The organism is Burkholderia sp. WTPI3, from assembly GCF_021483755.1.
Taxonomy (GTDB): domain Bacteria; phylum Pseudomonadota; class Gammaproteobacteria; order Burkholderiales; family Burkholderiaceae; genus Burkholderia.
The window spans coordinates 1-23,858 of sequence record NZ_JAGIXF010000085.1 but is presented as its reverse complement, the minus strand read 5'-3'; the positions used below and the strand labels follow the sequence as shown (position 1 = coordinate 23,858).

Annotated in this window: 17 protein-coding genes, 1 tRNA gene and 1 pseudogene; 10 read left to right on the top strand and 9 right to left on the bottom strand. The window is 65.4% G+C overall.

Annotated elements, in window-relative coordinates:
• From J7024_RS30390 to J7024_RS37590, 3 genes and pseudogenes are all read right to left on the bottom strand, one after another.
• Positions 1–591, bottom strand: a 591-nt coding sequence (locus J7024_RS30390; protein ID WP_327796272.1) for a biotin/lipoyl-containing protein, incomplete at its 3' end; no start/stop codon positions are given.
• A 70-nt stretch (positions 592–661) separates the two neighbouring features.
• Positions 662–3,358 carry a pyruvate dehydrogenase (acetyl-transferring), homodimeric type gene (gene aceE, locus J7024_RS30385; RefSeq protein ID WP_124829455.1) on the bottom strand — a complete coding sequence of 899 codons (2,697 nt, stop codon included), beginning with the start codon at positions 3,356–3,358 and terminating at the stop codon, positions 662–664.
• A gap of 135 nt (positions 3,359–3,493) precedes the next feature.
• A pseudogene (locus J7024_RS37590) lies at positions 3,494–3,711 on the bottom strand (hypothetical protein); the annotation flags it as partial.
• Between J7024_RS37590 and fixL the strand changes: the two are divergent.
• The 4 genes from fixL (at position 3,631) to J7024_RS30365 (ending at position 10,220) form a co-directional block, all read left to right on the top strand.
• Positions 3,631–6,147, top strand: coding sequence for an oxygen sensor histidine kinase FixL (fixL, locus tag J7024_RS30380; protein WP_124829401.1), 2,517 nt, complete (start codon positions 3,631–3,633; stop codon positions 6,145–6,147). The pseudogene J7024_RS37590 and the gene fixL sit on opposite strands and share 81 nt — an antisense overlap.
• A complete protein-coding gene (gene fixJ / locus J7024_RS30375; RefSeq protein ID WP_006493245.1) occupies positions 6,144–6,782 on the top strand; it encodes an oxygen response regulator transcription factor FixJ in 639 nt (212 codons plus the stop codon). Before fixL ends, fixJ begins: the two co-directional genes overlap by 4 nt.
• A gap of 236 nt (positions 6,783–7,018) precedes the next feature.
• Positions 7,019–7,876: a bifunctional methylenetetrahydrofolate dehydrogenase/methenyltetrahydrofolate cyclohydrolase FolD gene (gene folD / locus J7024_RS30370; RefSeq protein ID WP_124829402.1), complete on the top strand. Its 858-nt coding sequence runs from the start codon at positions 7,019–7,021 to the stop codon at positions 7,874–7,876.
• Positions 7,877–8,132: 256 nt separating this feature from the next.
• Positions 8,133–10,220, top strand: a complete 2,088-nt coding sequence (locus J7024_RS30365; RefSeq protein WP_124829403.1) for a M3 family metallopeptidase — start codon at positions 8,133–8,135, stop codon at positions 10,218–10,220.
• A 67-nt stretch (positions 10,221–10,287) separates the two neighbouring features.
• On the opposite strand, the gene dinB is transcribed toward J7024_RS30365, so the two are convergent.
• Positions 10,288–11,457, bottom strand: a complete 1,170-nt coding sequence (dinB, locus tag J7024_RS30360; RefSeq protein WP_124829404.1) for a DNA polymerase IV — start codon at positions 11,455–11,457, stop codon at positions 10,288–10,290.
• Positions 11,458–11,641: 184 nt separating this feature from the next.
• Here dinB and J7024_RS30355 point away from each other — a divergent pair, with 184 nt between their 5' ends.
• The gene (locus J7024_RS30355) at positions 11,642–12,334 is read left to right on the top strand and encodes an aspartate/glutamate racemase family protein (RefSeq protein WP_124829405.1); all 693 of its coding nucleotides are present in this window, start codon (positions 11,642–11,644) and stop codon (positions 12,332–12,334) included.
• Between the two features lie 158 nt (positions 12,335–12,492).
• Here the strand turns inward: J7024_RS30355 and J7024_RS30350 are convergent, their stop codons facing one another.
• The 5 genes from J7024_RS30350 to J7024_RS30330 all read right to left on the bottom strand — a co-directional run bounded on the left by J7024_RS30350 (position 12,493) and on the right by J7024_RS30330 (position 18,606).
• Positions 12,493–14,277 carry an alpha/beta hydrolase-fold protein gene (locus J7024_RS30350; RefSeq protein WP_124829406.1) on the bottom strand — a complete coding sequence of 595 codons (1,785 nt, stop codon included), beginning with the start codon at positions 14,275–14,277 and terminating at the stop codon, positions 12,493–12,495.
• 8 nt (positions 14,278–14,285) lie between these two features.
• The gene (locus J7024_RS30345; protein ID WP_175796068.1) at positions 14,286–16,745 is read right to left on the bottom strand and encodes a TonB-dependent receptor; all 2,460 of its coding nucleotides are present in this window, start codon (positions 16,743–16,745) and stop codon (positions 14,286–14,288) included.
• A 113-nt stretch (positions 16,746–16,858) separates the two neighbouring features.
• Complete coding sequence (locus J7024_RS30340; RefSeq protein WP_124829408.1) at positions 16,859–17,824, bottom strand: FecR domain-containing protein; 966 nt, start codon at positions 17,822–17,824, stop codon at positions 16,859–16,861.
• Positions 17,821–18,339 carry a sigma-70 family RNA polymerase sigma factor gene (locus J7024_RS30335; protein ID WP_124829409.1) on the bottom strand — a complete coding sequence of 173 codons (519 nt, stop codon included), beginning with the start codon at positions 18,337–18,339 and terminating at the stop codon, positions 17,821–17,823. The genes J7024_RS30340 and J7024_RS30335 overlap by 4 nt, the downstream gene beginning before the upstream one ends.
• Before the next feature lie 190 nt (positions 18,340–18,529).
• Positions 18,530–18,606, bottom strand: a tRNA-Met gene (locus J7024_RS30330).
• Positions 18,607–18,966: 360 nt separating this feature from the next.
• Between J7024_RS30330 and J7024_RS30325 the strand changes: the two genes are divergently transcribed.
• The 5 genes from J7024_RS30325 (at position 18,967) to J7024_RS30305 (ending at position 23,804) form a co-directional block, all read left to right on the top strand.
• On the top strand, positions 18,967–20,166 hold the full coding sequence (locus J7024_RS30325; protein WP_234745726.1) for a tyrosine-type recombinase/integrase: 1,200 nt from the start codon (positions 18,967–18,969) through the stop codon (positions 20,164–20,166).
• A gap of 148 nt (positions 20,167–20,314) precedes the next feature.
• Complete coding sequence (locus J7024_RS30320) at positions 20,315–20,506, top strand: helix-turn-helix transcriptional regulator (protein WP_234745725.1); 192 nt, start codon at positions 20,315–20,317, stop codon at positions 20,504–20,506.
• 19 nt (positions 20,507–20,525) lie between these two features.
• Positions 20,526–20,822, top strand: coding sequence for a hypothetical protein (locus tag J7024_RS30315; protein WP_234745724.1), 297 nt, complete (start codon positions 20,526–20,528; stop codon positions 20,820–20,822).
• Positions 20,819–23,110, top strand: a complete 2,292-nt coding sequence (locus J7024_RS30310; RefSeq protein WP_234745723.1) for a VapE domain-containing protein — start codon at positions 20,819–20,821, stop codon at positions 23,108–23,110. Before J7024_RS30315 ends, J7024_RS30310 begins: the two co-directional genes overlap by 4 nt.
• Positions 23,111–23,648: 538 nt before the next feature.
• Positions 23,649–23,804 carry a hypothetical protein gene (locus J7024_RS30305; protein WP_234745722.1) on the top strand — a complete coding sequence of 52 codons (156 nt, stop codon included), beginning with the start codon at positions 23,649–23,651 and terminating at the stop codon, positions 23,802–23,804.
• The last annotated feature ends 54 nt before the right edge of the window (positions 23,805–23,858 follow it).

The following is a 23,858-nucleotide window of genomic DNA, read 5'->3' as shown; positions in this document are numbered from 1 at the left end:
GGGTGCGCCTGCGGCTTCGAGCAGCACGATCAGCGTGCCTTCCGATACCGAGTCGCCCACCTTGACCTTGATTTCCTTCACGACGCCGGCGGCCGGGCTCGGCACGTCCATCGTCGCCTTGTCCGACTCGAGCGTGACGAGCGATTGCTCCTTCTCGACCGTGTCGCCGACCTTCACGCCGATCTCGATCACCGGGACATCCTTGTAGTCACCGATGTCGGGCACCTTCACTTCGAGCGTGCCGCCCGATGCAGCCGGTGCCGCAGCCGGAGCGGCGGCGGCCGGTGCGGGTACTGCCGCCGGAGCCGGGGCCGGGGCCGGTGCGGCCGCGCCGTTCACCTGCGCCGCGGCGCCGCCTTCGAGCAGGATGATCAACGAGCCTTCCGACACGGAATCGCCCACCTTGATCTTCACTTCCTTGACCGTGCCGGCTGCCGGACTCGGGACATCCATCGTCGCCTTGTCCGACTCGAGCGTGACGAGCGACTGCTCGGGCTCGACCGTGTCGCCCACCTTGACGAGCACCTCGATGACGGGCACGTCCTTGTAATCGCCGATATCCGGCACCTTCACTTCGATCGCTTGACTCATCTTTTTGTGTCTCCATGGCCGCGCGCGCCCCTCCCGGAAGCGGCGCGCGGCGTCACACGGCGCGTGTGCGTTAAACGGTCATCGGGTTGGGCTTCGACGGATCGAGGTTGTACTTGGCGATCGCTTCCGCGACCACCTTGCGCTCGATCGTGCCTTCGTCGGCCAGCGCGTTGAGCGCAGCGACGGTGACCCAGTGACGGTCGACTTCGAAGAAGTGACGCAGCTTCTCGCGGGTGTCCGAACGACCGAAGCCGTCCGTGCCCAGCACGACGAAGCGGCGGTCGATCTGGCCACGGATCTGGTCGACCAGCGCACGCACATAGTCGGTCGACGCGATGATCGGACCTTGCGTGTCCTTCAGGCACTTCTGGACGTGCGACAGACGACGCTCTTCGGTCGGATGGAGCAGGTTCCAGCGCTCGATTTCGTGACCTTCACGCGCGAGTTCGGTGAAGCTCGGCACGCTCCACAGATCGGCGGCAACGCCCCAGTCGTTCTTCAGCAGGTCGGCGGCGGCGATCACTTCGTTGAAGATCGTGCCCGCGCCGAGCAGTTGCACGCGCGGCGCCTTCTTGTCGGCTTCGGCCTTCCTGAACGCGTACATGCCCTTGATGATGTCGGCAGCCACGTGCTCGCCCTGCGGAATCGCCGGGTGCTCGTAGTTCTCGTTCATCACCGTGATGTAGTAGTACACGTCTTCCTGGTCCTGCACCATGCGGCGCAGACCGTCCTGGATGATCACGGCGAGTTCGTAACCGAACGTCGGGTCATAGCTCACGCAGTTCGGCACCGATGCCGCCCACAGGAGCGAGTGACCGTCTTCGTGCTGCAGGCCTTCGCCGTTCAGCGTCGTACGGCCTGCGGTGCCGCCGAGCAGGAAGCCGCGCGAGCGCATGTCGCCCGCGGCCCATGCCAGGTCGCCGATCCGCTGGAAGCCGAACATCGAATAGAAGATGTAGAACGGCACCATGATCTCGCCGTGCGTCGAATACGACGTCGCCGCCGCGATCCAGTCGCACATGCCGCCTGCTTCGTTGATGCCTTCCTGCAGGATCTGGCCGGTTTCCGATTCCTTGTAGAACATCAGCTGGTCGGAATCTTCCGGCACGTACTTCTGGCCTTCCTGGTTCCAGATACCGATCTGGCGGAACAGGCCTTCCATGCCGAACGTACGCGATTCGTCCGGGACGATCGGCACGACGCGCTTGCCGAGTGCCTTGTCCTTCAGCAGGATGTTCAGGATCCGCACGAACGCCATCGTCGTCGAGATCTCGCGGCCTTCGCCCGTGCCCTTCAGCAGCGGCTCGAACGCGTCGAGCGCCGGCACCGGCAGCGACGTCGCCTTCTCGCGGCGGTGCGGCAGGTAGCCACCGAGGTCCATGCGCTTCTGACGCATGTATTCGAGTTCCTTCGAACCTTCCTCGAACTTCAGGTACGGCACGTCGGCGATCTGCTCGTCGGTGATCGGCAGGCGGAACTGGTCACGGAACTTCTTCAGTTGCTCGACCGGCAGCTTCTTCTGCTGGTGCGTGATGTTCATCGCCTGGCCCGACTCGCCCATCCCGTAGCCCTTGATGGTCTTCGCGAGGATGACGGTCGGCGCGCCCTTCGTGTGGGTCGCTTCGTGGAAGGCCGCGTAGATCTTGTGCGGATCGTGGCCGCCGCGGTTCAGCGCCCAGATGTCGTCGTCAGACCAGTCGGCGACCAGCGCCTTCAGTTCAGGCGTATTGAAGAAGTGTTCGCGAACGTACGCGCCCGACTCCGACTTGTACGTCTGGTATTCGCCATCGACGCACTCCATCATGCGGCGCATCAGCGCGCCCGACTTGTCGCGCGCGAACAGCGCATCCCAGCGGCTGCCCCAGATGACCTTGATCACGTTCCAGCCGGCGCCGCGGAACTCCGATTCCAGCTCCTGGATGATCTTGCCGTTGCCGCGCACCGGACCGTCGAGACGCTGCAGATTGCAGTTGATCACGAACACGAGGTTGTCGAGCTTCTCGCGGCTCGCCATGCCGATCGCGCCGAGCGATTCCGGCTCGTCCGTCTCGCCGTCGCCGAGGAACGCCCAGACCTTGCGGCCGGCGGTCTTCGCGATGCCGCGCGACTCCAGGTACTTCATGAAACGTGCCTGGTAGATCGCCATGATCGGGCCGAGGCCCATCGACACGGTCGGGAACTGCCAGAAGTCGGGCATCAGCCACGGGTGCGGGTACGACGAAATGCCGTTGCCGTCGACTTCCTGACGGAAGTTGTCGAGCTGCTCTTCCTTCAGGCGGCCGAGCAGGAACGCGCGGGAATACACGCCCGGCGACGAGTGGCCCTGCACGAACACGAGGTCGCCGCCGTGCTGGTCGGACGCTGCGTGCCAGAAGTGGTTGTAGCCGACGTCGTAGAGCGTCGCTGCCGACGCGAACGATGCGATGTGGCCGCCGACGTTCGTGTCCTTGCCTGCGCGCAGCACCATCGCCAGCGCGTTCCAGCGCGTGTACGAACGGATGCGGTGCTCGATGTCCTGATCGCCCGGGATCTTCGCCTGGGCTGCGACCGGAATCGTGTTGATGTACGGGGTATTGGCGGAAAACGGCAGGTGTTCGCCGTGCATGCGGGCGAACTCGATCTGCTTTTCGATCAGGTAATGCGCGCGGCCGGTGCCCACGGAGGAGATCACACCGTCGAGCGACTCGAGCCATTCAACGGTTTCTTGCGGGTCGTCGTCACGTTCGGCGGCGACATACTTCATCACTTCGTTCGGTACAGCGGACATTCTCGTCTCCTGGGTCCTGGAATGTGAGGATCGCTCTGATGCAGACGACGCGACGCGGCCGGCTGCGGGCAAGCTCCGACGGATTGTAATGAGCGTGTACGGCCCGGGCAACAAAATTTTCGAATTATGAGATCTTTTCTCGTAATGCGGAATATTGCTGCGCCGCACCCTTGTTTCGGGCGTCTCCGGCACGCGTCATCCGGACAAATCCGTTTCCGTTCAACATATCCGGTATAGGTTTTCCATGTATTGCGCTGCGCTACAATCCTGCCATGTTGACCGATCGGCTTTTCGCACGCTCGGCGCGACCGTCGGGCCCGCCGGCGGAGTCGCAGCCGTCCCGCTGGCACCACGGACCGTGGTGGTCCAATTCCTATTTGCTGACCCCGCTGCTGTCGATCCTCGTGTTCCTCGTGGTGATGAGCCTCATTCTATGGAGCCTCAATCGCCGCGAACAGCAGCAGCAGGAAGACACCCTGTTCCGTAACGTCGCGTGGGCGCAGCAGCAGATCCGCCTGTCGATGACGGGCGCGCAGGAACAATTGCAGGCGCTGTCGCGCGATCTCGCCTCCGGCCGCCTCGACCAGAACGCGTTCCAGATGGCCGTCGCGGACGTGATGCAGACGCATCCGGAAATCCTCTATCTGAACTGGTATACGTCGCCCGGCGTGCAGCGCTGGCCGACCGTGCACCCGCCGCTGCTCGGCCAGCGGCTCGCGAAGCCCGGCGACGCGCAGATGCAGGACGCCGTGCGCGGCGCATACGACGAAGCGCGCAGCACGCGCCGCCAGGCCTATTCGCCGCTGATCTACGACGACTTCGGCAACGGCTACATCACGCTGCAGACGCCCGTGATGCGCGGCGACCGCGAATATCTCGGCTCGATCGCCGCCGTGTTCTCGGTCGAAGGGATCCTCAAGCACGACATCCCGCAAGAGCTGTCGTCGAAGTACAAGATCTCGATCACCGACTCGAACAACCGCGAGTTGTCGTCGACGTCGACGCGCCCGCGCCTGCCGCGCGACTCCCACTACGACCTGCCGCTCGATCCGCCGGGCCAGGGGCTGACCGTGCGCGTGTACGCGTTCCCGCAGCTCACGAACCTGACCAACAACACGCTCGTGTGGCTCGTCGCCGGCCTGTCGTGCTTCGTGCTGTGGAGCCTCTGGAGCCTGTGGAAGCACACGCGCCAGCGCTTCGAGGCGCAGCAGGCGCTGTACGCGGAAGCCTTCTTCCGTCGCGCGATGGAAAACTCGGTGCTGATCGGCATGCGCGTGCTCGACATGCACGGCCGCATCACGCACGTGAACCCTGCGTTCTGCCGGATGACGGGCTGGGACGAAACCGACCTAGTCGGCAAGGTCGCGCCATTCCCGTACTGGCCGCGCGATGCGTACCCGGAAATGCAGCGCCAGCTCGACATGACGCTGCGCGGCAAGGCGCCCAGCTCGGGTTTCGAGCTGCGGGTGCGGCGCAAGAACGGCACGCTGTTCCATGCGCGCCTCTACGTGTCGCCGCTGATCGACAGCTCGGGCCGCCAGACGGGCTGGATGTCGTCGATGACCGACATCACCGAGCCGAAGCGCGCGCGCGAGGAGCTCGCGGCCGCGCACGAGCGCTTCACGACGGTGCTCGAAAGCCTCGACGCCGCGGTGTCGGTGCTCGCCGCCGACGAGGCCGAGCTGCTGTTCGCGAACCGCTACTACCGCCACCTGTTCGGCATCCGCCCGGACGGTCACCTCGAACTGTCGGGCGGCGGCTTCGACCGCGCGCAGGCATCGTCGGACTCGATCGACATGGTTGACGCGTTTGCGGGCCTGCCGGCGGCCGCGCTGACCAGCAGCACGGCGGACGCGCAGGAGGTGTACGTCGAGAGCATCCAGAAGTGGTTCGAGGTACGCCGTCAATACATCCAGTGGGTGGACGGCCACCTCGCGCAGATGCAGATCGCGACCGACATCACGACCCGCAAGAAGGCCCAGGAACTCGCGCACCAGCAGGAAGAGAAGCTGCAGTTCACGAGCCGATTGATGACGATGGGCGAAATGGCGTCGTCGATTGCGCACGAACTGAACCAGCCGCTCGCCGCGATCAACAACTATTGCTCGGGCACGCTCGCACTCGTGAAGAGCGGCCGCGGCACGCCCGAAACGCTGCAGCCCGCGCTGGAAAAGACCGCGCAGCAGGCGCTGCGCGCGGGGATGATCGTCAAGCGCATCCGCGAATTCGTGAAGCGCAGCGAACCGAAACGCCAGCCCGCGCGCGTTGCCGACATCGTCGCCGACGCGGTCGGGCTCGCCGAGATCGAGGCCAGAAAGCGCAGGATCCGGATCGTCACGGAAATCCTCGCAAGAATGCCTATTATTTATGTCGACCCCGTGCTGATCGAGCAGGTGCTCGTGAACCTGATGAAGAACGCGGCCGAAGCGATGGCCGACGTGAAACCGGCGTCGGCCGACGGCATGATCCGCGTCGTCGCCGACATCGATGCGGGATTCGTCGACATCCGCGTGATCGACCAGGGCCCGGGGGTCGACGAAGCGACCGCCGAGCGCCTGTTCGAACCGTTTTACAGCACCAAGTCCGATGGCATGGGCATGGGGCTGAACATCTGCCGTTCGATCATCGAATCGCATCGGGGGCGTCTGTGGGTGGTCAACAATGTCGAACCGGACGGCCGCATTTCCGGCGCGACATTCCACTGCAGCCTGCCCATTGGGGAACCCGCTGATCTCGGCCAAGGGGGGCGCGAGGCATCGGCATCACATACCGTTACGGGAGAACTATGAATAGCCCTGTCACCACCACTCAGGAAACCGTCTTCGTCGTCGACGACGACGAGGCCGTACGGGACTCGCTGCGCTGGCTGCTGGAGGCGAACGGCTATCGCGTGCAATGCTTCTCGAGCGCCGAGCAGTTCCTCGATGCCTATCAGCCGGCGCAGCAGGCCGGCCAGATCGCATGCCTGATCCTCGACGTGCGAATGTCGGGCATGAGCGGCCTCGAACTGCAGGAGCGTTTGATCGCCGACAACGCCGCGCTGCCGATCATCTTCGTCACGGGCCACGGCGACGTGCCGATGGCGGTGTCGACGATGAAAAAGGGTGCGATGGACTTTATCGAGAAACCGTTCGACGAAGCCGAGCTGCGCAAGCTCGTCGAGCGGATGCTCGACAAGGCCCGAAGCGAAAGCAAGAGCGTCCAGGAACAACGCGCCGCAAGCGAACGCCTGTCGAAGCTGACCGCGCGCGAACAACAGGTGCTCGAGCGCATCATCGCGGGTCGCCTGAACAAGCAGATCGCCGACGATCTCGGGATCAGCATCAAGACGGTCGAAGCGCACCGCGCGAACATCATGGAAAAGCTCAACGTCAACACCGTGGCCGATCTGCTGCGCCTCGCGCTGTCCAAGAAGCAGGCCTGAGCGTTGCTCGCGGCCGCGGGGCACCTGCCCGGCCGGCCGCACCACCGCGCCGCGCGATGCGGCCTACTCGCGCGGTGCCTCCCCGCTTTCTTCCCGGCACGTCTCGCACCGCCGCCATGACGCTTCCCGTGTATTCGCTGTCGGACGACGGCAAGCGAACGGTATAATTGCGTGCTTTGCTGCGGCGTTTCGCGCGCCGCACGCCCGCATTCCAACTTCCCGGCAGGACCACCACCATGACAGCCCTCCTCATCGACGGCAACGCCCTATCGAAGACCTTGCGCGCGCAGGCCGCCGAACGCGCCGCCGCCCTGACCGCACGCGGCCACCAGCCCGGCCTTGCGGTGATCCTCGTCGGCGCCAATCCGGCGAGCGAAGTCTACGTGCGCAACAAGATCAAGGCGTGCGAGGACAACGGCTTCTTCTCGCAAAAGGATACGTACCCGGAGACGCTGGCGGAAGCCGATCTGCTCGCGCGCATCGACGCGCTGAACCGCGATCCGAAGATCCACGGCATCCTGGTCCAACTGCCGCTGCCTGCGCACATCGACAGCCACAAGGTGATCGAGGCGATCGCACCGGAGAAGGACGTCGACGGCTTCCACGTCGCGAATGCCGGCGCGCTGATGACCGGCAAGCCGCTGTTCCGCCCGTGCACGCCGTACGGCGTGATGAAGATGTTCGAAGCCCACGACATCCCGCTGCAGGGCGCGAACGCCGTCGTGATCGGCCGCTCGAACATCGTCGGCAAGCCGATGGCGATGCTGCTGCTCGAAGCCGGCGCAACCGTGACGATCTGCCACAGCAAGACACGCGACCTCGCCGCACACACGCGCCAGGCCGACATCGTGGTTGCCGCGGTCGGCAAGCGCAACATCCTGACGGCCGACATGGTGAAGCCGGGCGCAACGGTGATCGACGTCGGCATGAACCGCGACGACGCGGGCAAGCTGTGCGGCGACGTCGATTTCGCGGGCGTGAAGGAAGTCGCCGGCCACATCACGCCGGTGCCGGGCGGCGTCGGCCCGATGACCATCACGATGCTGCTGATCAACACGATCGAAGCCGCCGAGCGCGCCGCCGCGGCCGCCTGATCGTCCTGCCCCGCCCAGCCGGCGCGCATTCGTGCGCCGGCATCTTGCCGGCCGCCGTCGCGGCCGCGTCATGACGCCGCGTTCGCGGCCCGTATCCGACCCTCCCGCGCCGCCGTCGGCCCCATCCCAATCGCGTCGTTAGAAACTAACGATTGGAAAGCGCACGATGCGCCCCAATAATGTCGGTATTGGGCGCCGCCGTATCGCGCCTCACCCTTTTCACCCCGGTTCATCCGGCAACAGACAGGGAGTCTTAATGTCCGCCAGCGCCAACACCAATCCGCTCCTCGATTTCTCCGGCCTGCCCCGCTTCGGCGAGATTCGCCCGGAACACGTGACGCCCGCGCTCGACACGCTGCTCGACGCCGCCAACCGCGCGGTCGACACCGCGAGCGCGCCCGCGACGCCGGCGACCTGGGCCGATATCGTCGAGACGGTCGAGCAGGCGACGGAGCCGCTCGGACGTGCATGGGGCGTCATCGGCCACCTGAACGCAGTCGCCGATACGCCAGAGCTGCGCGCCGCCTACGGCGAGAACCTGCCGCGCGTGACCGAATTCTGGTCGAGCGTCGGCCAGAACCTCGCGCTGTACGAGAAGTACAAGGCGATCGCCGCGAGCGCCGAATACGCGACGCTGTCCGTCGAGCGCAAGAAGATCCTCGACAACGCACTGCGCGATTTCCGCCTGTCGGGCGCCGAGCTGCCCGAAGACCAGAAGCCGCGCTTCGCCGAACTGCAGGAACAGCAGGCCGCGCTGTCGAAGGCGTTCTCCGATCACGTGCTCGACGCGACCAACGCATACGCGTATTTCGCGCAGGACGAGGCCGAGCTCGCCGGCCTGCCGGGCGACGCGATCGAAGCGGCGCGTGAAGCCGCGCAGAAGGAAGGCAAGGAAGGCTGGAAATTCACGCTGCACTTCCCGTCATACTTCCCGGTGCTGCAGTACGCCGAGAACCGCGCGATGCGCGAGACGCTGTACCGCGCCTATGCGACCCGCGCGTCGGAGCTCGGGCCGCAGTATGGCGGCGGCAAGGCCGAGTGGGACAACACGGCGATCGTCGCCGATGAACTGAAGCTGCGCCGCGAAGAAGCGCAGATGCTCGGCTACCGCAACTTCGCCGAGGTGTCCCTCGCGCCGAAAATGGCCGAATCGCCGCAGCAGGTGATTTCGTTCCTCGAGGATCTGGCAACGCGCGCCCGCCCGCATGCGGACAAGGACTGGGACGAGCTGCGCGCGTTCGCCGCGAAGGAACTCGGCCTGACCGAACTCGCGCCGTGGGACGTCGCGTTCGCGGCCGAACGGCTGCGCCAGCAGCGCTACGCGTTCTCGGAAAACGAGGTGAAGCAGTACTTCCCGGAACCGGCCGTGCTGAAGGGCCTGTTCAACGTCACCGAAACGCTGTTCGGCGTGCGGATCAAGCCGGACGACGCGCCGGTATGGCACAAGGATGTGCGCTTTTTCCGCGTCGAGAATCGCGACGGCTCGCTCGTCGCGCAGTTCTACCTCGACCTGTACGCACGCGAAGGCAAGCGCGGCGGTGCGTGGATGGACGACGCACGTGCGCGCGCGAAGCGCGGCAGCGCCGTGCAGACGCCGGTCGCGTACCTGACCTGCAACTTCTCGGCGCCGGTCGGCGGCAAACCCGCGTGCTTCACGCACGACGAAGTCATCACGCTGTTCCATGAATTCGGCCACGGGCTGCATCACATGCTCACGCGCGTCGACGAGCTCGGCGTGTCGGGCATCAACGGCGTCGAATGGGACGCGGTCGAGCTGCCGTCGCAGTTCATGGAAAACTTCTGCTGGGAATGGGACGTGCTGTCGTCGATGTCGTCGCACGTCGACACGGGCGCCTCGCTGCCGCGCGAGCTGTTCGACAAGATGATCGCCGCGAAGAACTTCCAGAGCGGGCTCGGCACGCTGCGCCAGATCGTGTTCTCGATGTTCGACATGCTGCTGCACGTCGACTTCGATCCGGCGGGTGCCACCGGCGTAAACGCGTTCGCGCGCGAGATCAACGAGCGCTACCACGTGATCCCGCAGGCCGCGTTCTCGCGCTGGCCGAACACGTTCAGCCATATCTTCGCGGGCGGCTATGCGGCCGGCTACTACAGCTACAAGTGGGCCGAAGTGCTGTCGGCCGACGCGTACGCGGCGTTCGAGGAAGCGGCCGCCGCAAGCGGCAGCGTGCTCGACGCGGAAACCGGCACGCGCTATCGCCGCGAAATCCTCGAAGTCGGCGGCAGCCGCCCGGCGATGGACTCGTTCAAGGCGTTCCGCGGCCGCGAGCCGGAAATCGACGCGCTGCTGCGTCACAACGGGATGGCTGCGCCGGCGCACTGAGCGCGCCGCCGCCCTGCCTGGGTCGCCGGGCGGATCGAAACAAGGCACCGCTTCGGCGGTGCCTTTTTCATGGTGCCGGCGTTTCGTCGCCGGTTTCGTCGGCGTCATCGTCGAACAGCGAGAACTGCCCGTGACGCGCGGCCGTATCTTCGTCGATACGCACGCCGACGCCCAGCAGCCGCACAGCTTGCGCACGCCGCTGCAGCCCCTTCGCGAGCAGCGTGACGGCCGTCTGCGCATTCGTCGCGTCGGCCACGCATTCGACCGTCGTGCGCTGGAAATCGGCAAAGCGGATCTTCACGTACAGCTTGCGGATCGAGCGAGTCGCACCCGCACGCTCGATGCGCGCATCGAGCTGCACGACGAGGCGGCGGATTTCGTCCGCGCATTGCTCGAGTGTCGTCAGGTCGGTCACGTAGGTCGTCTCGACGCTGACCGACTTGCGTTCCTGATCGGCCTGCACCGGCCGCTCGTCGATTCCGCGCGCCAACTGGTGCAGCCGCCTGCCGAACGCGCCGAACTCGCGATGCAGGTCGATCAGCGACCAGTCGCGCAACTGCGCGCAGGTCTGGATGCCGAGCCGGTCGAGTCGCGTGGCCGTCACTTTGCCCACGCCATGCAGCTTGCGCACCGGCAGCGCCGCGACGAACGCGTCGACTTCATGCGGACGCACGACGAACAGGCCGTCGGGTTTGTTCCAGTCCGACGCGATCTTCGCGATGAACTTGTTCGGCGCGACGCCGGCCGACACCGTCACGCCGACCGTGTCGTACACGCGCCGGCGGATTTCCCGCGCAATCAGCGTGGCGCTGCCCTGGCACAGTCCGGAACCGCTGACGTCGAGGTACGCCTCATCGAGCGACAGCGGCTCGACGTCGTGCGTGTAGTCGCGATAGATCGCCATGATCTGCCGCGACGCCGCGCGGTACTTGTCCATCGCGGACGGCAGGATCAACAGGTCCGGACATTTGCGCATCGCCAGCGCCGACGACATCGCCGAATGCACGCCGTAGCGCCGCGCCTCGTAGTTGCAGGTCGCGATCACGCCGCGCTGGTCAGGCCGGCCGCCGACCGCGAGCGGCCGGTTGCGCAGCGACGGGTCGTCGCGCATCTCCACCGACGCGTAAAAGCAGTCGCAATCGCAGTGGATGATCTTGCGCACGCCCGGCAGCGGCGCGCCCGGATCGGCAGGTGGGATGATGATCGGATTCACGGTGACGATACTGTACAAAAACACAGTGATCGTTTCAACTGTCGCGTACTGCCGCGTTCAGCCGTCGCTCGACTATCGCAGGCCGCCCCGGGCCGAGACGCCGGCCGGCCGCACCGTACTGGTCCGCTTCGCGCGGACCGTACCGCCCGCGCGCGAGAGCCGGCCCCTATACTCGTCTGCCAAGAGAGAAGAAACGCACAGGTGACGGATGAAGACGATCGGACTGATCGGCGGGATGAGCTGGGAATCGTCGGCCGAGTATTACCGGATGATCAATCGCCATTCGAAGGCACTGCACGGTGGCCATCACAACGCGAAGAGCGTGCTGGTCACGGTCGATTTCGCGGAGATCGAAGCGCTGCAGCGCGCACAGGACTGGGCTGCGCTCGGCGAACGGATGGCCGATGCCGCGCGTCAGCTCGAAGCGGCCGGCGCCGATCTCGTCGTGCTGACGACCAACACGATGCATCGCGTGCACGACGCGATCGAAACCGCGGTCGCGCTGCCGTTCCTGCATATCGCCGATCCGACGGGCGCGGCGTTGCGCGCGGCCGGCATCGAGCGCGTCGCACTGCTCGGCACGCGCTACACGATGGAGCTACCGTTCTATGCGGAACGGCTGCGCACGAAGTTCGGCCTCGACGTGCTCGTGCCGGACGAGAGCGGCCGCGACGACGTGCACCGGATCATCTACGACGAGCTATGCCACGGCATCATTGCTCCCGAATCGCACACGGCGTATGTCCGGATCATCGAATCGCTCGCGAAACGAGGCGCGCAAGCAGTGATCCTCGGCTGCACGGAAATCACGCTGCTGATCGGCGCCGGCGATTCGCCGCTGCCGGTGTTCGACACGACCACGCTGCATGCGAAGGCTGCAGTCGAATGGGCGGCGGGTTGAGCGGCGCAAGGTGAAATGACACGGTCTTCGGGATGGGTGCGCGGTGGGCATGACGAGTGACTTGCCCTCGTCGTCGATCGCGCACGTGCGGAACACCCACGGGCGCCTGCATGCGACGGCGCCCTCCGGATGAATCGCCGTCTCCCTCCCGCATGACGTCACGACGCCCCGCCCGTCAACTCGCGTCGAGCCTCGTTCGTCTCGAACGGGCACGCTTCGCCGAACGGCGCCCGCTCACCCTGCCCCGGCACGCCGATCAGCGCGATCAAACCGCACGCGAGCGACCCGCGCCAGTGCAGATAGTCGTGGCCGCTCGCCGTCGACGCATAACGCACCGCATAGCCTTTCGCCTGCAGCACGTCGCGCAGATGGCGGCTCGTCGTGCCGATGCCGGCCGGCCCCTTGCCATCCTCGAACCGGCCGCTTTCCAGATAGAAGCGCACCGGCAATCGCTCGCGTGCCGCATATTCACGCGTCAGCCAGCCGGCCGCACGCGTGCGCGCGTCGCCTTGCGCGGGCGCCCACCAGAACGAGCCCGACTGGCTCAGCACGTTGCCGAACAGCGCCGGATAACGCAGCGCCGCGTAAGCGGACGCGAGCCCGCCGTAGCTGGACCCCGCGATCACGGTGCGCGCCGCCGGCGCGCTCACACCCTCGGCGCGCGCCCACGGCATCAGTTCCTCGGCGAGAAAGCGCGCGAACGCCTGATTCGGCGGCAGTTCGCGGCCGCGCGTCGCGCTATCCGGATTGCCGACGATGATCGCGGCCGTGCGCGGCACACGCCCCTCGGCAATCAGATTGTCGAGGATCGTCGGCGTGGGCACCGTATCGACATACGCGTGCGCATCGAACACCACGACGAGCGCGCGCTCGGGATCGTCCGCGCGATAGCCGGCCGGGCGGTACAGGTAGACGTCGCGCGTATTGCCGAGCAGCGCGCTCGCGAACCGATGCGCGCTCAGCGTGCCCGCCGCCACGTCCCGGCGCGGCGCGATCCACGGCTGCTGCGGCGCATCGCGCAATTCCAGCACCGACTTGCCCTGGTACGGATCGGGCACGGCGTGCATGAACGCATGCGAATTGAGTGGATCGCGCTGCGCGGTGGCGAGAATCGCGCGGCGGCGCGCGCCGTCGTCGAGATCGAGTTCAGGCACGTCGGGCGCAAGCAGGTAGCTGAGGCGTGTGGTCGCCGGCACGACGTAGCTGCGATACCAGACGTCGCTGCCCGGCAGGTGCAGCAGCGGGTCGTGCTCGCCCGACGGGCTGCCGAGCAACCGCACGTTGTCGCGCGCGCCGCGCCACAGGAACGTCACGAGCCGCGTCGCTTCGTCGGGCGGGTTCAGTCCGCGCGCGATCGTCGCGTCGGTGCGCGCGGGCTGCGCGGGCGCCGACTCGACGAGCGGTGCGCCGCTTGCGGCAACGTCGCGCCAGAACGCATCGGTCGTGCCGCCTGCAGCGAGCTCGGTGGCTAGCCTCGCGATGCGCGGGCTCGCGATGCCGGGCACCGGCGCGTGCTGCCGCGCGCGCGGCACACTGCTCTCGATCGCAAGCCGGTACGCAGGCCCGCCGGCAAGCGGCGGCGCGACAGCGTCGGGGGCCGAGACCCGCAGCGCATATCGCCCGTCCGCCGGTATGACGAACATGAAATCGCGCGACTGCCCGTCGGCCGTCACAAGCCGACGCAGGTGCGAACCGTCGCGCGCGACGAGATCGACATTCGCCGCCACGCCGTCGACGCGGCCCTGCACGAACGTGCCCGCATCGAGCGTCAACGCGTGCATCGCCGGTTCGCGCGACAGGCTGCCGGTCACGGCATCGCCCGCCGCGAACGCCCCTTCGGCTCGCGCGGTCGCCGGACCGAGCGCCATCCCGAGCGCCGCCAGCGCGACGCCGGCTCCCCACGCACGCACCGTGCGCCTCATCCGCTTCCGCAATATCGTCATCGTGCACCTCAGAAGTCAACGGTGGCCGACACCTTGAAGGTGCGCGGCGCATTCTGCGTGACGAAGCCGTCGTTGAAGGAGCCTGCCCAGAACGTGCGGTTCGCGACGTTCTCGACCGCGCCGCGCAATACGACCGCCTTGCCGGCGACCTGTGTCGCGTAGCGCGCGCCGAGATCGAAACGGGTCCAGCCGGGAATCCGCTGCGTGTTCGTCGAGTTGACGAACTGAGCGCTCGTCGCCACTGCGCGGCTGGAGAGCGTCAGCCCCCGCACCCACGGCGCATCCCATTCGAGGCCGAGGTTGGCGGTCCATTTCGGCACGCCGTACGCCGTGTTGCCGTCATACGCGCCGCCGGCCGTATGCGTGAGCAGCGCCTGCGTATAGGCGACACCGCCCAGCACGCGCAGCCGCGGCACCAGTTCGCCGAACACGTTCCACTCGACGCCGCGGTTGCGCTGCTCGCCGTCCGCGCTGTACAGGTTCGTCGCCACGTCCTTCAGCATGCCCGGCTTCGTGATCTGGAACAGCGATAGCGTGTTCGCGAAGGTTTCCGTTTCCCATTTCGCGCCGACCTCGACCTGCTTGCTTTTGTACGGCGCGAACATCTGGCCGTAGTTATTCGCCGTGACGTCGGAGACGGTGTCGCCCTGCGTCAGCCCTTCGACATAGTTAGCGTACAGCGACACGTTGGCCCCGAACGGCCGAACGACCAGCGCGAATGCCGGCGTCAGCGCGGTCTCGTTGTAGTCCGCGGTCTTCAGCCCGGTCGCGGCCGCATAGTTTTTCGCGTGGACGCGCTGGCTGCGCAGACCAAGCGTCAGTTGCACGCGCTCGCGCGCGAACGACAGCGTGTCGGCCAGCGCGACGCTCGTCAGCGCGGCCTCGGACGTCTTCGGCGCTGAGCCCGGCGCCAGCGCGAGCGGCGGATCGATCGGCGCGTAGATGTTCGATGCGAACGTCGCGCTCGTCCGGTTGACCGTGCCGGACTCGATCTGCAGCGACGTCACGCCGAGCGATACCTGATGGCTGACGGGCCCCGTGCGGAATCGGGCGCGCGCCCCCGCCTCGATCGACGTCGTGTCGGTGTAGCCGTTCTGGTTGTAGGTCACCGCGCGATAGTCGCCGTTCGGCTGGATCGCGCCGGCACGCGTACCGTTTATGAAGCCCGAGTAGCGGTAGCTGAGGCCGCCGATGCCCGCGTAAGCGGTAATCCGGTCGGTCAGATCGAGTTCGCCGCGCGCGACGACGGCCTGATTGTCGAGCTTGCCCCAAGCGCCATGCAGCAGGTTCGTGCCGGGCGACGGCGGGCTCACGACCTGGCTCGCGAACGACGCCATCCACGGGCTGCCGTTGTCGAAACGCTCGGTGTCGGTATACGCGTCGAGCGAGAAGCGTGCGCGCTCGCCCTTCACGTCGAACGCGAGCGATGCGAGCTCGCGCTTCTTGTTCTGCCCGCTCATCGTCGTGCGGCCGTCGCGATACGCGCCGTTTACGCGAATGCCGACCTGATTCCTGTCGCCGAAGCGCCGGCCGAGATCCGCATGTACACCGAACTGCCCGTCCGACACGTAGTCGGTAGTGAGCCGTGCGAGCGGCACCTCCCCCGCGCGCTTGGGCACGAGGTTGATCGCCCCGCCGACGCCGCCGCTCGGCGAAATGCCGTTCAGGAGCGCGTTCGGCCCTTTCAGCACTTCGATGCGCTCGACGAATTCGGTCGGCGAATGCCCGTACGGCGCGAGCCCGTACATTCCGTTGAACGCGAGATCGTCGGCAATCACGTTGAAGCCGCGAATCGTGTAGTTCTCGACCACGTGGCCGGTCGACGTCGTGAAGCGCACCGACGGGTCGTTCTCCAGCACGTCGGCGACAGTGCCGGCCTGCTGGTTCTCGATTAGTGCCGACGTATAGCTCGTGATGTTGAACGGCGCGTCCATGAAATCGGCGTTGCCGAGCATGCCGAGCCGGCCGCCGCGTGCAACCTGTCCGCCCGTGTACGCCTCGGGCAACGCATCCGCGCGCGCATTCACGACGATCGCCGGCAGCGTCGCGCCCGCGGCCGGCGCGGTTGCGCGCTGCCGCACGAGGTAGCCGCCGTTCGTGCGCACCGCTTCGAGACCGTGCGGCGCGAGCACGCGCGCGAAGCCTTCCGCGACGCTCATGCGCCCGTTCAGCCCATCGCTCGTCAGTTGCCGTGTGAGCGCCGCGTCGCTCGCCAGTTCGACGCCGGCCGCCACCGCGAAACGGTTCAGCACGACATCGAGCGGGCCGGCGGAGATCGCGTACGCACGCCGCTCGTCGATCTCGACCCGCGACGGCAGATCGTCGGGCTGCGCTTGCGCGCCGATCGGCATCGCGAGCGCCAGCGTGGCGGCGAGCGCCGGTTCGAGAGCGCGCGACGCGGCGCGGCGGCGCGCGGGCCGGCTGTCGGGACGAAAAGCTGCTGACGGGGAAAACCGGCGGAACGCCATGATGAAGAATCCTTTGGGTTCGGAATGTTGCGAAGGTGCATCGTGTATTCCGAACGAACCGCGGAAACCCTCAATCGCCGCGCGTGTTTTTTGGGGCGGCGCCGTGCCGGCGTTCAGCGCGGCACAACCGTGACCCAGTAGCGGGTGCGGTAGACGACCTCGACCGGCAGCGCCTGACGCAAGCTCGCGAGCGAGCGGTCAGACTCGGTCAGGGAAAACACGCCCGACACCGACAGCCGTGCGAGCGACGGATCGCAGCGCAGGACGCCGGGCCGATAGCGCGCGAGTTCGGCGCACCATGCGTCGACGCGCATGCGTTCGGCGATCAGCCGGCCCTGCGTCCACGCGTTCGGGTGCGCATCGGCCGGCCCGTGCAACACGACGCCGTCCGCATCGAAACGCGCGGCCTCGCCCGCATCGACGCGCAACGTGTGCTCGGGCGCGCGCGCCGGGCGGATCTCGACCGCGCCGCCGAGCACGTCGACGTGTGCGTACGGGCCGGCTTCGCGCACCGTGAAGCGCGTGCCGAGCGCGCGCGCGACGCCCTGCCGTGTCTCGACCCTGAACGGTCGGCCCGACGCGTCGTGCGCGGTCTCGATATAGAGGCCGCCGCGCACGAGCACGATGCGCCGCTCGCGCGCAGAGAAACGCACATCGATCGCACTCGCGGTATCGAGCCACATGCGCGTGCCGTCCGCCAGCGTGAGATCGCGCACTTCGCCAACCTCGCTCGCGTAGTCGGACGTGACCGTCTGCCATGCGCGCGTGCCGCGCACCGCGTAGCTCGCGCCGCCGAACGTGATTGCCCAGCCGAGCGCCCGCATCGCGCGCCTGCGCGCGGGCCGGGCCGGCCGTGCGAGCAGGACGCCGCGCGCCGTGTCGGCCGGCACGCTGCCGAACTTCGCGTCGATGCCAGCGAGCCGCTGCCAGGCGCGTTCGTGGTCAGGATGTTCGGCACGCCACGCCGCACAGCCTTGCCGGTCGTCGTCGGTCGCGTCGCCGGACCACAGCCGGGCGAGCCATGCGATCGCCCGTTCGACGACCGCATCGGGCAATGCGTCGGCAATCGGCCCGCTCATGCCGCGCTCCCGTAAAGCACCGCGTAGCAGGCACGCAGCGCGGCCGCGACATACTTCTCGACCGACGACACCGACACGCCGAGCCGCGCCGCGATTTCGCGATAGGTCAACCCGTCGAGCTTGCACAGCAGCAGCGCCGTGCGCGCGTTGGGAGACAGCCGGTCAAGCATCGCGTCGATTTCGCACAGCGCCTCGATCACGAGCGCGCGGGTTTCGGGAGAAGGGGTTTCGGGCTCCGGCAGGTGCCGCACCGTGTCGAGATAGGCAGATTCGATGCGACGCCGCCGATAGAGATCGATCAGGAGGCCGTTCGCGATCTGCGTCAGATAACGGCGCGAATCGTCCGGCCGCGGCGTCGCACCGGACGCGAGCACGCGCAGATAAGTGTCGTGCGCGAGGTCAGCCGCGTCGCACGCATTGCCGAGGCGCTTGCGCAGCCAGCCGCGCAACCACCCGTGGTGATCGTTGTAGAGCGCGCGGAAATCCCGCTGCGCATGGCTTTCGACGACGCCCATCCGTTTCCCGACGCCCCATTAATGATAATGATTCTCATTAATTTTATGGGATGAAGAACCGGCGTGGCAAGCGGGAACACGGATCGAATGTCGACATTCCGGGCCGGAAAACAAAAAACCCGGCACGGGGCCGGGTTCCTGTCGACGAAGCGCGCATCGGTCACTTGCGCGGCACATCGTCTGGTGTGCTTGGTTGCGGGGACAGGATTTGAACCTGTGACCTTCGGGTTATGAGCCCGACGAGCTGCCAGACTGCTCCACCCCGCGTCAGAGAAATAAATTATAGGGTGAGGAAGTACTCACGTCAATACTTTTGTCACAATTTCTTTACAAGCCGTCGAGGCCGCGATGCGCGGCACCTGCTCCGCGCCGCGTGTCGCGCATGTTCGCTCCCCGCGCTCGCGGTAAGATGGCGGCCTTCGCATTCACCCCGCACGCACTCCCCCGTTCATGAAAATCGCCACCTGCTATCTTCATTTTAACTTCCCTGAACAACCCTGAGCATCAGACCGGCTCAAAACTCAATGTTTTCAAGGGAGTATTGTTCAGCAGTGTCAACCAGCGCTTTGGCAAATCAAGCCGAAAACTGTATATTTTGATGTATATCAACCAAGCGATATACAGGCCATGCACTCCCACCGCACCGAGCTATCCAATACCGAATGCAAAAACGCGAAACCGCGCGACATACCCTACACGCTAGTTGATGGCGGCGGCTTGCACCTGCTGGTCAAGCCGAACGGTTCTCGCCTGTGGCAATACCGGGCTAACGTGCTGGGCAAGCCAGTCCTGGTATCACTGGGGAAGTATCCTGACGTTGGCCTGGCTGAAGCGCGTCGCAAGCACCAGGACGCCCGCAAGCTGGTCGCCCAAGGCATCCACCCTACCGAGCATCGAAAGCGCCAGGAAGCCGAGCAGAAGGCAGCCGAGCTGCAGCGCCAAGCCGGATCGTTCCGTGCCGCGTGCGTCGCCTGGCGTGCGCGTACAGACGGCGCCCTGCGCCACGCGTCCATCGCCCAGCGCGAGCGCGAAATAAACAAGCACCTGATGCCGAAGCTAGGCGACCGTCTGATGGTAGACGTTACCCGGTTTGAACTGGCGGAATTGCTGCGGGCCGTTTCGGCGCGCACGCCCGAAGTGGCGCACAACCTGCGCACCTACCTGAGCGCGATATGGGAACAGGCAGCCGACGGCGGTATTGTGCCGGCCAACATCGTTCCGCTGAAGCTGACCGGCAGAGGCCCGAAGGTGAACCATGCTGCGCTGAAGATCGACCGCCTGGGCGACTTCCTGCGCGCACTGGAGGCCGACCCTGCCGACCCTCAGGGGAAGATCGCAATTCGACTCATCATCCTGAACGCAGCGCGCAAGAGCGAGGTAGTCGGCGGCCATTGGTCGGAAATCGATTTCGACGCAGCGGAGTGGCGTATCCCGGCTGAACGGATGAAAACAAAGGAACCGCATGTCGTGCCACTTTCTCGCCAGGCCGTCGCACTCTTGCGCGAACTGCGCACCCTATCTGATGGCGACGTAATGTTTCCGAATCGGCGCGACCCAAAACGCCCGATGGCGAACCGGAGCATCAACAATGTGATGGACCGCATGGGGTTCATCGAGGAAGCGAAGCCGCACGGGTTCCGCGCCCTGTTCTCAACGTATTGGCACGAAGCCCAGGAACCGCACGACGTGATCGAATTGTGCCTAGCGCATAGCGTCGGCTCCACGGTGAGCCGCGCCTACAATCGCGCACAGCTGCTTGATGAGCGGCGCGACCTGCTGCAGCGTTGGGCCGATTTAGTCGATGACCTATCACGCGCGCCAGCATAATTCGTCAACCCCGCGAGTGCGGGGTTTTTGTTGCATGCTGCGTTTAAACACACCTGCATGCGAAGCGGAAATTTTCTGAGAATACTTGGCCCCGCTGAACATAGACACTTGATCCCGTACTCAACCACACACGGATTGACACAGGATCATGCAAACCGCACTCAACATCCTTCGCATGCCGCAGGTGATGGCAAAGACCGGCCTTAGCCGTGGCGGCGTGTACTTCGCAATGCATAACAGCGGGCTGCCGAAGCCTATCCCGCTTGGCAAGCGCGCTTCTGGCTGGATCGAGTCAGAACTGGACGCGTGGATTAAGTCGCGCGCAGACGCACGAAAATAAAAGGAGCCGACACCGAACGATGAAGGCTCCCGAAAAATTACTGCGTGACGGCAATCATTGTAGCAGTCCTAAGCGTGGGCGCAAGATTTCGCGCGTCTCGCCGCGCAGCGAACTGAAATACTTCTGTCGCGTCGCGATGGCTCGCCGCTATTCGGATGCAATGACGGCCGTCGTTGACCTGTCCGGCCGCCTGCTGCGGCGTGGGCAGCGACCGGATGACGTGGCGCATGACATAGCGCTGTTGGCTGACCACGGCGGCTTTGGCCGCGTCGTCGCGATTGTCGTCAATGACCTGGCAACGCGAGGTGCAGCATGAATGCGCGCCCGCACCTCAATAGCCTGCCCGCAACCGAAAGCGATGTTCGCGCTGCGCTGGCCTGCATTCCCGCTGATATCGACCGTAACGCCTGGGCCCGCATTGCGATGGCCATCAAGTCGGAATTCGGCGCGGATGGCTTCGAAATGTTCGACGCATGGAGCCAAGGCGGCGCGAGCTATGCGGCAGCTGATGCGCGCGATACGTGGCGGTCTGTGAAACCGTCTGGCGGCGTCAGGATTGCAACGCTGTTCGGCATCGCGAAGGAACACGGTTACGTGCAGTCTGGCAACGTTGTGCGCGTCGATCCCGCCGAGCAAGAGCGCATCCGCCGCGAGCGTGCCGAGCGCGACGCGAAGGCCGAAGCAGGCCTCGCGATGGAGCGTGCCGACGCCGCAACGAAGGCATTCGCCGTGTGGAGTAAGGCGACGCCCGCAGCCGCTGACCATCCGTATCTCGCCCGAAAGGGCGTGCAGCCTACCGACACGCTGCGCGAGATCGACGCGAGCAGGCTGAAGGCGCTTATCGGCTATCCGCCGAAATCCGATGGTGTGCCGCTGGCAGACGGTCGCATCCTGATTGCCCCGGTGCATGTGGGCGGCAAGATTTCCACACTCGAAATGATCGACGGCAACGGCCGAAAATCGGCGCTGGCGGGCGGCGCTAAGGCGGGCGGCATATGGGCTGCGCAAGAGTTCACCGAGCCGCCTGCAACCGTTCTGGTGGCCGAAGGTGTGGCCACGGCGCTGTCTGCCAGGGAGTGCACAGGGCATCCGGCGATTGCGGCGCTGACGGTGGGCAACATTGGCAAGGCCGTGGCAGCAATGCAGAAACAGTTTCCGGCCGCGAGGGTGATCGTGCTTGCGGACCTGAAGGACGAAACCGGCGAGCCTCACCCCGATGCCGTGAAGGCTGCGCGCACTGCACACGTTGCGCTGGCCGTGCCTGGCTTCAGCGATGAGCGCGCGGACGGCGACACCGATTTCAACGACCTGCATCGTTACGATGCCGACGCCGTGCGCAGGTGCATCGAGGCGGCGACGGTGCCGGCGAACACGCCGCTGGCGGCGAATGACAACGTGCCAGTGCTGCCGACGACGGCACCGATCAATATCCACAGCTGGATCGACACGGATACCAAGGGCAAGCCGCTGGACACGCGCGAGAACGTAGAACACATGATGCGCCAGTACGGCATCACGGCGCGCTACAACATCGTGCGCAAGCTGGTGGAAGTGAACATTCCCGGCTTCCGCCACACGACCGACAACGAAGCGAATAACACGCTTGGCGAGATGCAGAGCATCGCGGCGCGCAACCTGCTGCCGCGCACTGGCCTGCAGGACTACATCAAAATCATTTCCGACCATAACGCGTACAACCCGGTATGCGACTGGATCACCAGCAAGCCCTGGGATGGCGTGTCGCGCGTTAATGCGTTGTTGGACACGGTGCAGGTGCAGGACGGATACCCCCAGCATATGCGCGACGTGCTGATTACGCGCTGGCTGCTATCGGCCGTCGCTGCGATGTTCAAGCCGCATGGCTTCACGTCGCACGGCGTGCTGGTGTTCGTTGGCGGACAGGGTATCGGCAAAACGTCGTGGGTGAAGTCGCTGGTGCCTGAGCAAATGGGCGTGGTGCTGGAAGGCGCGATTCTCGATCCGTCGAACAAGGACCATGTGGCAACGGCGGTGTCTCATTGGGTCGTTGAGCTTGGTGAGCTTAACGCGACATTTAAGAAGGCCGACATCGAGCGCCTGAAGGCGTTCGTCACGTCGTCGCACGACAAGATGCGGCGCCCATATGACCGGCTGGACAGCAACTACCAGCGCCGCACAGTATTCTTTGGCAGCGTCAACGATTCCCGGTATTTGATCGATGACAGCGGGAACCGTCGCTGGTGGTCTGTCGCGGTCGAGAGCATCGATTTTCAGCACGGCATCGACCTGCAACAGCTTTGGGCTGAACTGCTGGCCGTCTATCAGTCCGGCGAGCAGCATTGGCTGACGCGCGACGAGCAAGCCGCGCTGAACGCAGTCAACGAAGATCACGCTGAAATCGATCCGGTCGAAGAACTCATTCGTGCGAACTACGACGTGAATACCACGGCGCGCCGTCGAGTGACGGCTACTGAAATTCTGGTCGAGCTTGGGTATCAGCCTGGAACCGCGAAGGCATCGGCGAAGAAAGCCGGCAACGTCCTGACGAAGCTGTTCGGGAAGTCGATCAAGTCGAACGGTCAAAAGGTGTTTTCAATGCCATACAAGCGAACGCCAGGCATCTGACAACGCGCAGCCCGCTTTCGAGCGGGCTTCTTTTCGCCCATTCGTACCCTACGTACCCTGCACGTACCCTCCCGCAAAGCCTTGTCCGGTAAGGCTTCAGGGTACATAGGGTACATAGGGTACATAGTTTCTAGAAAAGAATCTTCGTAATGGCGCAGCGTGCATCAGCGTGCGTGTATTTTCTAGAGTCTGCCAACTTCGCTCGGAATGTACCCTTTGTACCCTTGGATCGCGGAGAGCCTTATCTGGTAAGGGTTTGCGGGCAGGGTACATCGCCAAAAGACGTACCCTGACAGGGTACATGCGATGCTGCAGGTGTCACGTGGTGCCGCGTGCCGCTGCACATGACCCGCGTTTCCCAGGCGACTGGGACGCCGAGCCAGACCGACCGTTCTAACGACCACCAGCATCACACGACCCGGCCACGTGCCGGGTTTTTCTTTGGTGACGGATGTGACGCATCGGTGACGCATTCACTGTCCTAGCGTCATCTCGCAAAGCCTTATGTGGCAAGGGTTTCCGGGTAGTGGTGACGGATATGACGGATATTTCCCACATCCCCGAATACCGCGCGCGCACGCACGCGCGCAGCAGCCGTCATATGGGAGAACGCGTCATATCCGTCACCTTTGCTCATGGCGCTGGCCGCGAAGCCTTATCTGGCGTGGGTTTGCGCCTGGTGACGCATGGGTGACGGATAGCCTGGCCGCGTGCCTGCGAACGGCGCGGCGGGGCTGGTGGCGCGGGG

What these genes read in the sequence shown, in the direction of transcription:
- J7024_RS30345 (WP_175796068.1), bottom strand. Translation starts at nt 16,745, where the DNA reads ATGGCGTTCCGCCGGTTTTCCCCGTCAGCAGCTTTTCGTCCCGACAGC.
- J7024_RS30305 (WP_234745722.1), top strand. Translation starts at nt 23,649, where the DNA reads ATGACGGATATTTCCCACATCCCCGAATACCGCGCGCGCACGCACGCG.
- fixJ (WP_006493245.1), top strand. Translation starts at nt 6,144, where the DNA reads ATGAATAGCCCTGTCACCACCACTCAGGAAACCGTCTTCGTCGTCGAC.
- J7024_RS30355 (WP_124829405.1), top strand. Translation starts at nt 11,642, where the DNA reads ATGAAGACGATCGGACTGATCGGCGGGATGAGCTGGGAATCGTCGGCC.
- J7024_RS30325 (WP_234745726.1), top strand. Translation starts at nt 18,967, where the DNA reads ATGCACTCCCACCGCACCGAGCTATCCAATACCGAATGCAAAAACGCG.
- J7024_RS30350 (WP_124829406.1), bottom strand. Translation starts at nt 14,277, where the DNA reads ATGACGATATTGCGGAAGCGGATGAGGCGCACGGTGCGTGCGTGGGGA.
- J7024_RS30335 (WP_124829409.1), bottom strand. Translation starts at nt 18,339, where the DNA reads ATGGGCGTCGTCGAAAGCCATGCGCAGCGGGATTTCCGCGCGCTCTAC.
- J7024_RS30315 (WP_234745724.1), top strand. Translation starts at nt 20,526, where the DNA reads ATGAAGGCTCCCGAAAAATTACTGCGTGACGGCAATCATTGTAGCAGT.
- J7024_RS30340 (WP_124829408.1), bottom strand. Translation starts at nt 17,824, where the DNA reads ATGAGCGGGCCGATTGCCGACGCATTGCCCGATGCGGTCGTCGAACGG.
- J7024_RS30310 (WP_234745723.1), top strand. Translation starts at nt 20,819, where the DNA reads ATGAATGCGCGCCCGCACCTCAATAGCCTGCCCGCAACCGAAAGCGAT.
- folD (WP_124829402.1), top strand. Translation starts at nt 7,019, where the DNA reads ATGACAGCCCTCCTCATCGACGGCAACGCCCTATCGAAGACCTTGCGC.
- aceE (WP_124829455.1), bottom strand. Translation starts at nt 3,358, where the DNA reads ATGTCCGCTGTACCGAACGAAGTGATGAAGTATGTCGCCGCCGAACGT.
- J7024_RS30365 (WP_124829403.1), top strand. Translation starts at nt 8,133, where the DNA reads ATGTCCGCCAGCGCCAACACCAATCCGCTCCTCGATTTCTCCGGCCTG.
- fixL (WP_124829401.1), top strand. Translation starts at nt 3,631, where the DNA reads ATGTTGACCGATCGGCTTTTCGCACGCTCGGCGCGACCGTCGGGCCCG.
- J7024_RS30320 (WP_234745725.1), top strand. Translation starts at nt 20,315, where the DNA reads ATGCAAACCGCACTCAACATCCTTCGCATGCCGCAGGTGATGGCAAAG.